Source organism: Chitinophaga sp. (genome assembly GCF_036566945.1).
Taxonomy (GTDB): Bacteria; Bacteroidota; Bacteroidia; order Chitinophagales; family Chitinophagaceae; genus Chitinophaga.
In genome coordinates, this window is record NZ_DATCVJ010000869.1 from 1 (window position 1) to 13,887 (window position 13,887).

7 protein-coding genes are annotated in these 13,887 nt (G+C 45.7%); 5 read left to right on the forward strand and 2 right to left on the reverse strand.

Translation table 11 applies throughout. From position 1 onward, the window contains the following. From VIP81_RS26225 to VIP81_RS26245, 5 genes are all read left to right on the forward strand, one after another. Positions 1-1,371: sodium:solute symporter family transporter (locus tag VIP81_RS26225; RefSeq protein WP_331968224.1), on the forward strand; the 1,371-nt coding region annotated here is incomplete at its 5' end. Continuing rightward, positions 1,368-3,557, forward strand: a complete 2,190-nt coding sequence (locus tag VIP81_RS26230; protein WP_331968227.1) for a glycoside hydrolase family 95 protein — start codon at positions 1,368-1,370, stop codon at positions 3,555-3,557. The genes VIP81_RS26225 and VIP81_RS26230, both read left to right, overlap by 4 nt. 133 nt (positions 3,558-3,690) lie before the next feature. Then, positions 3,691-5,643 (forward strand): hypothetical protein, encoded by a 1,953-nt coding sequence (locus tag VIP81_RS26235; protein ID WP_331968230.1) that lies wholly within the window; start codon positions 3,691-3,693, stop codon positions 5,641-5,643. A gap of 210 nt (positions 5,644-5,853) precedes the next feature. Further along, on the forward strand, positions 5,854-8,910 hold the full coding sequence (locus tag VIP81_RS26240; protein ID WP_331968233.1) for a TonB-dependent receptor: 3,057 nt from the start codon (positions 5,854-5,856) through the stop codon (positions 8,908-8,910). 37 nt (positions 8,911-8,947) lie between these two features. Further along, positions 8,948-10,438 carry a RagB/SusD family nutrient uptake outer membrane protein gene (locus tag VIP81_RS26245; RefSeq protein ID WP_331968236.1) on the forward strand — a complete coding sequence of 497 codons (1,491 nt, stop codon included), beginning with the start codon at positions 8,948-8,950 and terminating at the stop codon, positions 10,436-10,438. Between the two features lie 27 nt (positions 10,439-10,465). Here the strand turns inward: VIP81_RS26245 and VIP81_RS26250 are convergent, their stop codons facing one another. Both VIP81_RS26250 and VIP81_RS26255 read right to left on the reverse strand, forming a co-directional pair. Further along, on the reverse strand, positions 10,466-12,685 hold the full coding sequence (locus VIP81_RS26250) for a substrate-binding domain-containing protein (RefSeq protein WP_331968239.1): 2,220 nt from the start codon (positions 12,683-12,685) through the stop codon (positions 10,466-10,468). 266 nt (positions 12,686-12,951) lie between these two features. Then, positions 12,952-13,521, reverse strand: a complete 570-nt coding sequence (locus VIP81_RS26255; protein WP_331968242.1) for an AraC family transcriptional regulator — start codon at positions 13,519-13,521, stop codon at positions 12,952-12,954. Between the last annotated feature and the right edge of the window lie 366 nt (positions 13,522-13,887).

A 13,887-nucleotide genomic window follows, 5' to 3' on the forward strand; every position in this document is an offset into this window, starting at 1 on the left:
CAGCAATTCTATACTTACCTGGTATTGGGACTGAGTCTTTTCACTACTGCTTCTGTATTATATCCGGTAGGGAAAATGGTGCAGGTGGCCACACCTTATTCGCTGGAAACCTGTATCATCATCATCGGGGTGATTATTGCCCTGTATACAGCCGCCGGAGGATTGTGGGCGGTGCTGGTAACAGATGTGGTGCAGTTTGTGATCCTTACCGCTTCTGTATTGATTGTGATCCCCATTGCTTTTGAACACATCGGAGGGCCTGCCAATCTTGTTGCCAAAGCCCCCCCGGATTTCTTCAAACTGTTTAATGATGAATATACGATTCCGTTTATGCTGGCTTTCGTTGTTTATCAAACCATGTATATAGGCGGTAACTGGAGTTATGTACAACGATATACCAGTGTTAGAAATGAAAAAAGCGCGGAGAAAGTAGCGTGGCTTTTTACCGTCCTGTATCTTGTCAGCCCTGTTATCTGGATGATTCCTCCCATGATTTACCGGATCATGAATCCTGATCTGGCCGGTCTTGGCGCAGAAGGTGCTTATATGATGGTATGCCAGAAAGTATTGCCTGCCGGGTTGATTGGGCTGGTGCTGGCAGGAATGATTTCGGCTACGTCCAGCAAGGCGAATACCACTATTAATCTGGCGGCTACTGTTTTTGCCACTGATATTTATAAGAAACTGATCCGGATAGGTGCCAGTGAAAAAGAACAGATTTTGGTAGCCAGAATTTTTACAGTGCTATTTGGTATTTGTACAGTGATCATCGCTTTGCTGATACCAAGAATAGGAGGCATCGTGGGTTTTGTACTGAGTATAGCCTCCTTTGCGGGCGGCGCTTTGTGTGCACCCATTATCTGGAGTTTATTTTCACGGCGGCAAACAGCCTTCTCTGTTGTAACCGTCACTATTACCATGCTGTTTGTAAACCTGTTCCTGAAACTGGCCATGCCGGCCATGTTTGATTTCAGATTAAATAAAACCTGGGAAACGATCGTTGGACAAATTACGCCGCTGTTGTTATTGTACAGTTTTGAAATGTATTACAAGCTACGTGGATGTATCAGTGTATCCGATTTTTTACGTGAACAGCCGATGGAACCAACCATCGATGTTTTACAACACCAGGCTGCCACAGCGCAGAATAAATTCGGTGTCCGGGTCATCGCTATTGCGATGGCACTGGTGGGACTGGGCGTATTCGTGCTCGGCACCATTGCCACAAAGGCATCTGACATTGTGATGGTAGTAGGCAGTTGCATTGTAGCAGGCGCTATATGGATTGGATGGGCCACTACCAGAACTAATAAAAATACAGCACCACAACTGACACAAAATAAAGTTCCCGCAAAACAAGATGTAGTATGAGAAAATTTTATGTACTGATAGCATTGTTATTTTACCATTTACCGTGGGGGATGGCACAAGACCAAAGCCGGAAGCAGGAAGTATTACAGCTGATCAGTCAACGTCCTGCAAATGTCTGGCTCGAGGCATACCCTTCAGGTAACGGCTCCCTGGGTGCCATGGTTTTTGGTGGTACCGATATTGACCGTATTCAGTTTAATGAAAGCTCACTATGTACAGGCACTACAGATTCTGTAGGATACTATCAGCCATTCGGAAATATTTATCTCCGCTGGGGGCATCATGATACCAGTAATTATCGGCGAAGACTGTTACTCAATAAGGGTGTACAGGAAGTTAGTTACGATTATGCAGGCACAAATTATAGCAGACAGTATTTTGTAAGTTATCCGGATCAGGCATTTATTATGCATGCCATGGCGAGTCGCCGGGGAAAAATAAGTGTAGAAATAATGCTGCGGGATGTGAGGTCTTCGGAAATACAGGTAAGCGGCACGCGGATTACTTTTGCCGGCGGCTTAAGAAATGGAATGAAGTACGAAGCCATGGTGCAGGTAATGCACACGGGGGGCCAACTGCAGCGCACTGATTCTTCATTGATTATTCAACAGGCAGATGAACTAACCTTGCAATTGGTAGCCGGCACTAGTTTCAAACCTTTCTCTGATTATCATTACCTGGGCGATGCGCCTCACGCAAGGCTTTCTGCGCAGTTGGATAAATTACAGAAAAATTCATTTAAAGAAATTCAAACGGCACACTACCGGGATTTTTCTTCACTCTTTAACCGGGTAGCATTGTACCTGGGTGGCGGATCTTCCAATCCGGTAGCGGAGCGGCTTTTGGCTTATAGAAAGGGCGTGGCAGATCCTGCGTTGGAAGCCCTGTTGTTCCAGTATGGCCGCTATCTCCTGATCAGCTCCTCCCGCAAAGGCGGATTGCCGGCCAATCTGCAGGGGATCTGGAACGATGAGTTGAAACCTGCATGGTATTCTCAATATACCACCAACATCAACATTCAAATGAATTACTGGCTGGCGGAACCTACCAATTTGTCCGAATGCCATTTCCCATATTTCGACTGGGTGGATAACCTGGCGGTAGTAAACAAACATAGCAACGATAGTGCATTAAAAGTACCAGTAGGCTGGGTAGCCTATAGTACGAATAATATTATGGGTGGCCCAAGTAAATGGCGAATGCATCGCCCGGGCAGCGCATGGCTGGTACAACATTTCTGGGAACATTATGCTTTTACGGGCGATACTGTTTTTTTGCGGCAGAGGGCTTATCCGTTGCTGAAAGAACTTGTGCAATATTGGGAAAGCCATCTGGTTAAAAGTGAAGATGGTCATTTAATTACCCCTGATGGCTGGTCACCGGAACATGGTCCGGGTAAAAACGAAGGCGATAAACGCCCTTATCCGGGCGCCAGTTATGATCAGCAGATAGTGTATGATCTGTTTAGCAATTACCTCGCAGCTGCTGCCATTCTTAAAACAGATGAGGTGATGCAACAACAGGTGACTATGCTCCGGGGGAAATTATTAGGTCCGCAGATAGGCCGGTGGGGACAACTGCAGGAGTGGATGAAAGATGTGGATGATTCTACGGATCATCATCGTCACAGCTCCCATCTTTTTGCGGTATATCCGGGACATTGGATCACGCCAAAGGAAACACCTGCATGGGCTCGGGCAGCCCAACGGTCATTGTTGGCGCGGGGCATGGAAAGTACAGGATGGAGTACGGCCTGGCGTATCAATATTTGGGCAAGACTAAGACAGGGGAACTCTGCACATGAACAAATGAAACGGCTCATCCGACCTGCTGTTTCGGCTGGATCGGGAGAAAAAAGCGGATTATACCCCAATCTTTTTGATGCACATCCACCTTTCCAGATCGATGGCAATTTTGGTTACACGGCTGGCGTAGCAGAGATGCTGTTGCAGAGTCATGAAGGAGAAATTAATTTGCTACCAGCGTTGCCGGATGCATGGCCGGAAGGATATGTGAAAGGGCTGAAAGCCAGAGGGAATGTAACGGTTGACATTTATTGGAGCGACCACCGGTTGGAAAAGGTGGTGCTCAATGCCTCCCATACCGGTACTTACAATGTGCGGTATGGTCGTATCATCCGGGAGTTTTTGTTAGAAGGAGGAATACCTCAGGTGATCAACCTTTAAATTATATTTTAAATCAGTTAGTAGGATGCGATTAAAAATAGGGATGATTCCAGACACCAGTGGTGCATTAATGAATCCCGCCACACGGTTGCCGGATGCCATGAAAATCGTTTATTGAAATCATTTGAAAAAAATGCAATTGAAAAAAGTGAGTAAAATATTTGTTGCTATATGGCTTCTTTGGATGGTGCTATCACTGTCTGCGATAGCTCAATCCAATGCCTTACAAAGGGTACTTGTTAACCAGGCAGGATATAACACGAGAGAATCCAAACGCCTCGTGGCCTGGGGGATACCAGATGGCACACCATTCACCATTGAAGGGGCAACAACAGGCCGTGTTTTATACAAAGGTACAATAGCTCGTTATAGCGGCGATTTTACAGCATTCAATCCTGCCTATCCTGGTAAGGAAGAATATGTAGCAAAAGTAAAGGGATTGAAATCTTCCGTGCCTTTCCAGGTAAGTCCGTTTTTCCAGGAACTGCTTTCTTCAAAACTGGCCTATGAATTTTTTATAGATGTACGTGGGTCTACCGATCCTGAACATGCGAATGAAGCAAAAGTTTACGGTGGCGGCCCTTCCCGCGACGGGGGAGCCTTTACCCTCGAAGCTCCCTTTGAATTATTATTCTATGCATCCAACCCCGCACTTTTTGATAACTGGCGAAAAGAAATGGGGAAAGATTCCGTTCCGGATTTGATAGCGCTTATTTTATGGCATGCAGAATTTGCTTACTACCACCTGAAGTATAACGGCCCGGTGGGCACCAGGCACGGTTGGCTGGGGTATGCAGGCACTCCCAAAATGACTTATGATTACTGGAATACCCTTGATCAGCTGGCAGCAGTATGTGCAGCTTATCATACTTTTCTGAAACCGTATCTCTCCGAAGAAAAGTACCAGCTTTATCGGCATGCCTGTCTTGAAAACTGGAAAGCTTATGATCGTGATAAAGAAGTGCGTTACTGGACTTACAGTACCAAGTGGGTAGATCCCGGTTATCAGGAATTCAACGAGATGGGTAATGCATTTGGCCAATCTGTATTTCGCAATCTGTTCATGTATCTGTGTGAACAACAGGAGAAAGATGGCAACCCTGAACAGTTTCTGCATTGGGCAGAGGAAAGTGCGGAAGATATTATCCGCAACTGGAATTTTAATAATCCAAGGCATATGTGGTGGATCAGGAATGCAGAACACATTACTCCCCAGGCGCTGGCATTCTTTGAGCTGGTGGCGCCCGAAAAAGCGCCGGCAGGTACACGTGGCAAGCTACAGGCCTGGTTGGATTTTATTCTCTCCAACTGCCGTAATCCCTGGGAGTATCGGGTGCATAGCGATACAGAATGGGCGCATCCCAAAACGAAAGAACTGGGTGGCGCGCCGGCGCTCGGTGGAAGTATTTTCGCTGCTGCCTATGTCCTTAACAAACCCGCTGCCAGGGAACAGGCATGGTCGCAAATCAATTTCGTATTCGGCCTTAATCCGTTGGGAGCACATTTCAGTAACAAGAGCCCGGAAAGAATGGGTATAGATGGATATTGGAAAGGCGTGGAATACGGCTGGCCGCAGGCGCACCCCAATGGATTTGGTAAACTGGGGCTTGTGAGAGGCACACTGGACGGTTCTCCGCTGGATGCAGATTTTCCACGCCTGCCGAATCAGGTTAACAGCATAAAATCAACTGATACTTTAACAGATAAAATTGGATCACATCCTTATGCTACGGAAGGCTGGGCTGTTTCCAACCGTGGATGGATGGCCACCCTCACTTTTGCATCCCTGCATGCGACTAACATACAATTTGTGGACGCCGCCGGCCGGCCGGTGAAAAAAGTAAAGAAAGGTGCGACGATTTTTATTGAACTAAAAGCACCACTCGATATTCATCCGGATATACGCGATGATGGATGGGTGGAATTAAAAGCAGGTGAAGATACGATGCAGAGGATAGTGGTGAAAGAAACAGGACCGGCTACAGGTGTGTTTCGCACAGCGAGCCCCTTACCATACGCAGAAAATTATATAGCAGGATATGGATATTGGGGTTTTAGAAAAACAGCGGTATTAAAAATGCAGTAAAGCAACCAAGGAACAATTAGAAAGCACGCGCATAGTCCATTTCATACGATAGTATTTTATTGATTGGCAGTAATAACTGGCATGCAGGCGTAGCCTTGTCCTTACTTTTTAATGATAGCTCTTCTCTGAAAAATATTTATACAACATTCGTTGTCTGGAAACCATGAGGAACAGTTACTTATTCATTCTTAACAATTTTAAAAAAATGTTATGCAACATGGTTTACTAGCCGCCTATTGGCAGCGTACCACAAAGGGGTTATCTATACTTTTACTGCTCTTTTTTTTTATCAGCGGGGCCTTGTCCAGTCAGGCACAAACGGCAACTGTTACCATTTCCGGTAAAGTAGTGGCAGAAGACGGCAGTACTTTACCTGGCGTCACCGTTCAGCCTAAGAATGGCCCCGGCGCTACCATTACCAATGCCCGCGGAAACTTCAGCATCAAAGGTATTTCGGTGGGGACGGTGTTGCTCTTTACCTCTCAGGGATTTGAGCCCTTGCAGCTGAAAGTAGATCAGCGCACCGTGTATCAGGTAACGCTTAAAACAGATACAAAACAATTGGGAGAAGTGAGGGTAGTGGGCTACGGTACGCAACGTAAAGCGGCTACTACAGGTTCTATTGCCTCTATCAAAGCGGCAGATATCACGCAAACGCCCATCTCGAATGTCGCGCAGGGGCTTGCTGCCCGCGTACCCGGTGTGCAAATCACACAAAATAATGCGGCGCCCGGAGGTAATATCAGCGTGCGTATCCGGGGAACAAATTCTATCAACGGGTCTTCTGAACCTCTTTTTATTATCGATGGCATTCAGATAGCAAATGGTGGTAGTCTTACAGATGTAAGCCCTTTGTCGACCATTAATCCGGCCGACATAGAATCTGTAGATATCCTGAAAGATGCCTCTGCTACCGCCATTTATGGTGCCAGGGCGGCTAACGGCGTTGTTCTCATTACTACTAAACGGGGGAAAGCCGGCGTTACAAAAGTGCAGCTGGATGCATTTTATGGTATCCAACAAGTAACAAAAACACTCAAAATGCTGGATGCAGCAGGTTTCGCCAGGCTGGAGAACGATGTATATCATAGTAATATTTATCCGAACCCGGATAGTTTGGGTAAAGGCACGGATTGGCAGGATGTAGTGCTTCGTCAGGCGCCTATTCAAAGTTACCAGCTGGCAGTAAGCGGAGGCGCCGAGAAAACTGTTTTCTCCCTTTCCGCTAACTATTTCAAACAGGAAGGAATTATAATCAATTCTGATTTGAGTCGTGTTTCACTACGGGCTACCCTCGATCACAACATAAGTAAGGCGGTTAAAACCGGCGTTAGTATACTCACCAGCTATACCGACAATAACGCGATTGCCGCCAATACCAATCCTACAGACGGTACCACTGTGACCAGTGGCATTTTGGGCGCAGCGCTCAGTGCACCACCGACACTGGTACCTTACAGAGAAGATGGAAGCACTTATCCTATCAGCGACCAGTTTAATAGCCGCTACCGGGAAGTTCCCAGTCCGGTTGGAATGGCAGCAAAACTTAACCGTCGCAATATCCGCCGCTCGCTGATCAATGTATATGTGGAAGCTAAGTTGCTGAAAGATCTTACTTATAAATCCAATTTTAATGTGGATCTGTCTTCTCAGCTCAATGATTCTTATTCACCACTTTCTATTTTGGGAAAGCCGGAGATAAATCCTAATTCAGGGAGCGCCGGTAAGACCAATATTAACACCTTTAATTGGTTGCACGAAAGTATTCTCACCTATAACAAGGATTTCGGTGTTCACAACGTCAAATTCACGGGTGTATGGGCTACGCAGGCCAACAACTATAACGATAATAGTATTACAGCAAATGGTTTCCCTAATGATGCTACTACCAATGAGGCTATTCAGTTATCGTTGAACCGCACTGTGAGCAGTAACCGGACGAAAGAGGCGCTTAATTCTTATATGGGCCGTGTTAACTATGGCCTGGCGAATAAATACTTCCTCGATCTTACCGCCCGGTACGATGGTGCTTCAAAGTTTGGCGCCAATAATAAATGGGGTTTCTTTCCCGCAATAGGGATGGCCTGGCGGATAATAGAAGAACCGTTTTTGAAAAATAACAAATGGATCAGCGATCTTAAACTACGGGCCACCTATGGCGCTACCGGAAATGCCGCTGCCATCGGACCTTATCAGTCACTCGCATTGGAAGGTCCCGGGAGTAATTATCAGTTCAATCATTTGTATGCTATTGGTATTAGCCCAACGGGTATTCCCAATAAGGATCTGCGCTGGGAAAAATCTACGCAGGCCATGGTGGGTTTGGACTTCGGTGTTTTGCAGGACCGGATCAACTTTGTGGTAGAAGCCTACGACAAAGAAACCCGTGACCTCCTTTTTGTGCGGAATTTACCGCTTTCTTCAGGTTATGTTTCCATCACCGGCAATTTCGCCAGCATCCGCAATAAAGGACTCGAAATATCGGCAGATGCGAAAATATTAACCGGTAAGCTGAAATGGAATGCGAATGCCAACATCTCTTTTAACCGCAACAAACTTTTAAGTCTGCAGGGAAATACCAGCGAGTATGTATTGAACCCATTCAGTGTGTTGAGAGTAGGAGAGCCACTCGGCATATTTAAAACCTATGTTTTCGATGGTATTTATCAAACCGGTGAAACTATCTTGCCAGGCAGTGGTAGCCGCACCGGAGGAGTAAAAGTAAAGGATCTGAATAATGATAAGCAGATTACCGGCGACGATCAGCGTATTACCGGTCAGGCCAATCCAAAGTATACTGTCGGTTTTTCTTCCAACCTGCGGTACGGTGCATGGGATCTTAGTTTCTTCCTGGCTGCGGTGCAGGGTAATCAGATTTTTAATCTCAGTCGTTACTCCTTCGAAAATGCACCGGGAGGCAAAAATGTATTGGCAGGAATGGCTAACCGCTGGTCGCCTGATAATCCTAATAATGAATATCCCAGCGGTTTTCAGGGAGGCCGCACACCAGTTTCTGATCGCTTTATAGAAGATGGTTCCTATGTGCGGCTAAAGAATATTAGCCTGGGTTATAAACTGCCAAAGATAAAGGGTATTACAAACGGAAGAGTATACATCAGTGCTAATAATCTCTTTACCATTACCCGTTATAGCGGATACGACCCGGAAGTCAATTCGTTTGGTGGGTCCAATACCGTCATTGGAGTAGATAATATTGTTTATCCTGCTGCGAAGTCGCTGATAATAGGATTGCAGTTAGGATTGTAATTTTTTTTCTAGTACGCGAAAATAAAATTTGTCAGACATGAGATACTTTGCCAAAATTATATTGGGGGTGGGTGTTGCTCACCTGTTGTTAATGCATACGGCATGCAACAAGCTAACCGAAGCGCCTTATTCCTCCATCTTTACCGATGGATTCTATAAAACTGCTGCTGATGCAGAAGGGGCCATCACCGCCGCGTATGGCCCTTTGGCTGGTCTTTATAATACTGCCGGCACCTGCGCAGGTGATCTCAGTTCGGATCAGATTTATCCCCGTCCGGTAGTTGGGCGCGATACTTATACCCTATTCAGTTACGATCCTAATTATACCACGCAGAAGAGTTTTGCACGTGTATTTGAATCACCGCAGAACATATGGCAGGCGTGTTATGCAGGAATAGAAAATGCTAACTGGGTAATTTATAAAGTGCCGACTACGGCCATGGATCCTGTACGCAGAGATATTATTTTGGGAGAAGCTTTTTTTCTGCGCGCCTTTTATCATTGGACACTTGCCAAAAACTTTCGTGATGTAGTGATCAAGGTATCGCCGAGTATAAATATTGATTCAGCGATTGTGCCTAAAAGTCCGGAAGCAGATGTGTACAAGCAGGTGTTTGCCGATCTGGATCAGGCAGTACTCAAATTACCGACCTATACATCTGCTATCCAGAAAGGCCGTCCATCCAAAGAAGTAGCCATGGCGCTTTATGCTAAAGCCGCTTTATACATCGGCAAATGGGATATTGCACTCGAAAAAGCGCAAGCCGTCATTGCGTCCGGTAAATATACTTTAATGCCTGATGTAACCGATGTATACAATGTTTCAAAAGAAGACGCAGCGCGGCAGGAAAATATGTGGGCATTGGAATGCGAGAGCGCGGTGCCAGGTTTCGGCGCGCAGCTGAACAGTTTGTACGGCCCAAAGAATAGCGATGCCCCTGCCTATGGAGCAGCTACCTACGGCTCTCTGTTTGTTTACCAGTCCTTTTTTGATTCTTTTAATCCGGCTGATAAAAGAAGAAAGTTGCTTGATACCAATTATATTAATAAGCTCGGACAGGTAGTGCAACAGAAGGATATTACGCCTGTCACAAAGAAAGGAGTATTGCTGAAAAAATATATGGATCCGGTATCGCCGGGTAACGCTTCAAATGTACCCATCTTCCGGTTGCCGGATATGTACCTGATTGCTGCCGAAGCTGCGGCCAGAATCAGTGGTGCCACGGCTCAGGCTTATGGTTTTATTAAAGTAGTGAGAGATCGTGCCGGGCTGCCGGACCTCAGTTCCGGCCTGGCCCAGCAGCCATTTATTGATTCCGTACTGCGCGAGCGGAGCTGGGAATTTTTTGGAGAAGGAGACCGCTGGTATGATCTTACCCGTACCAATACATTTATGCAGGTAATTCCCAATGCAGTAAATGATGTTTATCCAGTACGTCAACCGCAACCCCGCAACCGGTATTTTCCTATTCCACTCGATGAGGTCAACGCCAATAACAAACTAGAACAAAATCCCGATTGGAAGTAAGTGTATGCAGAAAAGATATTTGAATATTCAGGCCAGGATACTCACACCATTTGACATGCGGATAGGATAAATAGTGGGACTGAATCCAAATTTTTGGAGGTAGGCTGTTTCCAGTTTTTCAATAAATTGAAGGGCGACCGGCTTTTTAACAAAGCTGAGAACACTACCTCCAAAACCCTCTCCAATCATTTTGGCGCCGAGGCTCCCGGTTTGTTGCTGTGTCCAGTCTACCACAAAATCGAGTTCAGGGCAGCTCACCTGGTATGCCTCGCGCAGGGCATGATGGGTAGCATACATCCCTGCACCAAAACGGGTGATTTGTTTTTTATCCAGCAAGGTGACCGACTTATCTGCTCTCGCAATTTCTTCCAGGATATACTGGCTTCTCCTGAAAATAACGGGTCGCATCAGCGCCTTCGTTGCCAGCAGCATACTGTTATTCACTTCACGGAAAGAGCGCACAAAGGGATATTTTTCTGCAATACACTCCAGTGCTTCCCTGCCTTCCCTTATACGGGTATGCGATTGTGCGTGTTCTGGTCCATATTGAACGCCGGTATCGCAAAGGATCATTGCATACTTTTCGCAAGGAAATGGTAAGTATTCGAATTCCATGGACTGACTGTCCAGCTTAATGAAGCCCCCCCTCTTTCCGAGCATGGCGGCATATTTATTCATGATGGGAGTCTGCATTTCTGACTGGGTATAATTGACGGTATGTGCGAGGCGAATCAGTTCCGATTTCGTCAATCCCAAATCATATAGGTTGTTAATCGCAAAGAATAAACCACATTGCAGGGCGCTGCCAGACGAAAGACCCGCTCTTAGCGGGATATTACCACCAAATACCATACGGAAAGGGCGGACCCTGAAATTCGCTTTTTGAAATGCTTCTATAACGCCGGTGATCCAGTGGCAACAGCCATTGGAGATGCTGTGCAGATCTTCAAAAGGCAAGTCAACCCGCTCACCGGACATCAATGATTGAATATGGCAATGATCGTCGGGGCTTTCTGATAAACAGAAATATATTTCTTTATCGATGGAAGCAGAGAGGAGGATTCCGTCATGATAATCGGTATGGTCGCCACATACGGTGACAGTGCCCGGCGCCCTGACAGTGATAGCGGGAGGTTCCGCAAACAGTCGTTTAAAAGTATTGACCACCGTTGATTCATTGCACAAACTTACTTCAGAGATAGGCGTGCGATTTTTTATATTTCTCGGAATTTCTTTTCGTGTGGAATCACGTATGATCAGTTCTACCTGGACAAAATGTTGCTGTATGACTGGTGTTTCCCGGGAAAGGATATCTTTTATCAATGTGGCCACGGCCAGCTCTCCTACCTTAGTAGGGTTTTGCTCCACCGTTGTAAGAGACGGTACCACATACTTAGACATGGTTTCGTTTCCGAATCCGGCAATCGCAATTTCATCTGGTACGATGATCTTCCTGAATTCAAGCTGCTTCAGTATTTCAATCGCGCCCCGATCATGAACGGTGAAGATAGCATCCGGTCTTTTTTCTGCGGCGAGCATATTATCCAGGATGGTCAGCGTGGTTTTGCGATCGAAATTTCCGTAGTATATCTTGTCCGATGTGATGTTTACACCCGCACTTGCGGCGCCTGCCTGGCAGCCTTCAATACGCAGATTGCTCATTTTAAGATGCGCCGGGCCGCCGATTATAGCGATTTCCCGGCAGCCTACCTGTGCCAGGTGCTGCCCAATGGCAAAGCCGCCGGCAAAATGATCATTTTCCACCCGATGTATATCAAAACTGCTTTGCGACCGGTCGATCAGTATAACCGGAATGCCTTTGTTGATCACTTTTTCAATGTGATCAAATGTTTGGGTTTCTTTGGAGTGTACCATCAGCACGCCATCTACCTGCAAACGCAGGAGCGATTGCAGCACTTCTGTTTCTATATTGAACAAATCTTTAGACTGGCATATCACCATGTGAAAATCATATTGAATGGCAATCTGCTGCATGCTGCTGATAAGACTTGCATAGTATGGCCTCTCAATATCAGGAACAATGACACCAATAATATTGGATTGTTGTTTTTTAAGTCCCTGCGCTATAAGATTAGTTTGGTATCCTGCCTCGGCTGCAAGCGCAAGCACCTTATCGCGTGTCACGGAACTCGTTTGATGATGGCCCTGCAACGCCCGTGAAACAGTGGATTTGGAAATACCCAGTTGGCGAGCCAGATCTAAAATTGTTAAATGCTTTTTTTTCATAACGGCAATGACATTAATGGAGCTTCAGTTAATAATGATATCAACAGAAGTTTCATAGGGATATAGAAGTATGGTATAGGGATAAATTCAGTTACTATCTTGTTTGCTGCGTAAAAAGGCCACTAGCCCATAAAGTTAGGAACTCGACGGGGCGTCATCTTTTTCTGATAAAGACTTTCTTTTGTATGAATCCGACCGTTTTTGTGAAACTTTCGACTGTAAATCGATTGCAGGTTTTTCAGGCAGCAGGGTTGCTGCTGCTGGCATTAGTGCCGATTTTTTTTCCTGTAGGTGCCGGGAGTCAGCTGGGTTATTTTTTTGAATACCCTGGAAAAATGAGAGAGGTTATCAAACCCTGTCTGCGATGCTATTTCCGCGTAGGGTAAATTGGTAGTAGCGATAAGATACTGCGCTCTTTCAATACGCTTTGTCTGTATGTAAGTCAGTGGTCTTTCTCCGGTATGTTGGAGAAATTGTCGGGAAAAATAGTCAACATGCTGATTGGCTCTTTGCGCAAGAAATGCAATCGTGAGTGGCGCATGTAAATTCATTTGGATATAAGAAATAGTATCTACTACTTTTTGAGGTATAGGCTCCGCATTTTTATCCGGATCCTCCGGATCTGTCATGAATCGTGATAACAATTGCAGCAAGATACCCTGCGTTTCGTAATACACCGAAGATGTTTGGTGACTATTCAACTCCAGGTACTCCCGATAGTAGCAATTCTTCTCGTACACCCTGGGATTGTCTGAACGATTGATCCCTCTGCCAGGATTGAGTATCAGGATCTTCTTAAAAAGCAGTATATCTGCGTCCGAAGCTGGAACCTTCATCAGGGTGCGGTTATGCGCGAATAGAGAGCTTCCGTCTGGCGATTCCTCGAATAACTGAATGAAATATTGGCTTAGGTATTCAGGGCAATACAGGTTGCACGGTGTAAAGGAGGGTACAATATAAATGTAGCCTGGCTCAAGGGGCAACCGCGTTTGCTCATTGGATAAAAGCCCATCCCCTTCATCAATATAATACAGGCGATAATAGGGGCTGACGATATTTTTATAATTCCATCGTCGGTTAAGTTGAATGTAGTCGACATTCAACAGCGAAAATACATGTCTCCGTGATCTAAAGTCCATAATTAATTTAAAGGTAACGAATCTAATATGCCCAAAAAAAAGGCTTGACAATGCAAGCCTTTT

What these genes read in the sequence shown, in the direction of transcription:
- VIP81_RS26235 (WP_331968230.1), top strand. Translation starts at nt 3,691, where the DNA reads ATGCAATTGAAAAAAGTGAGTAAAATATTTGTTGCTATATGGCTTCTT.
- VIP81_RS26230 (WP_331968227.1), top strand. Translation starts at nt 1,368, where the DNA reads ATGAGAAAATTTTATGTACTGATAGCATTGTTATTTTACCATTTACCG.
- VIP81_RS26240 (WP_331968233.1), top strand. Translation starts at nt 5,854, where the DNA reads ATGCAACATGGTTTACTAGCCGCCTATTGGCAGCGTACCACAAAGGGG.
- VIP81_RS26255 (WP_331968242.1), bottom strand. Translation starts at nt 13,521, where the DNA reads ATGAAGGTTCCAGCTTCGGACGCAGATATACTGCTTTTTAAGAAGATC.
- VIP81_RS26245 (WP_331968236.1), top strand. Translation starts at nt 8,948, where the DNA reads ATGAGATACTTTGCCAAAATTATATTGGGGGTGGGTGTTGCTCACCTG.
- VIP81_RS26250 (WP_331968239.1), bottom strand. Translation starts at nt 12,685, where the DNA reads ATGAAAAAAAAGCATTTAACAATTTTAGATCTGGCTCGCCAACTGGGT.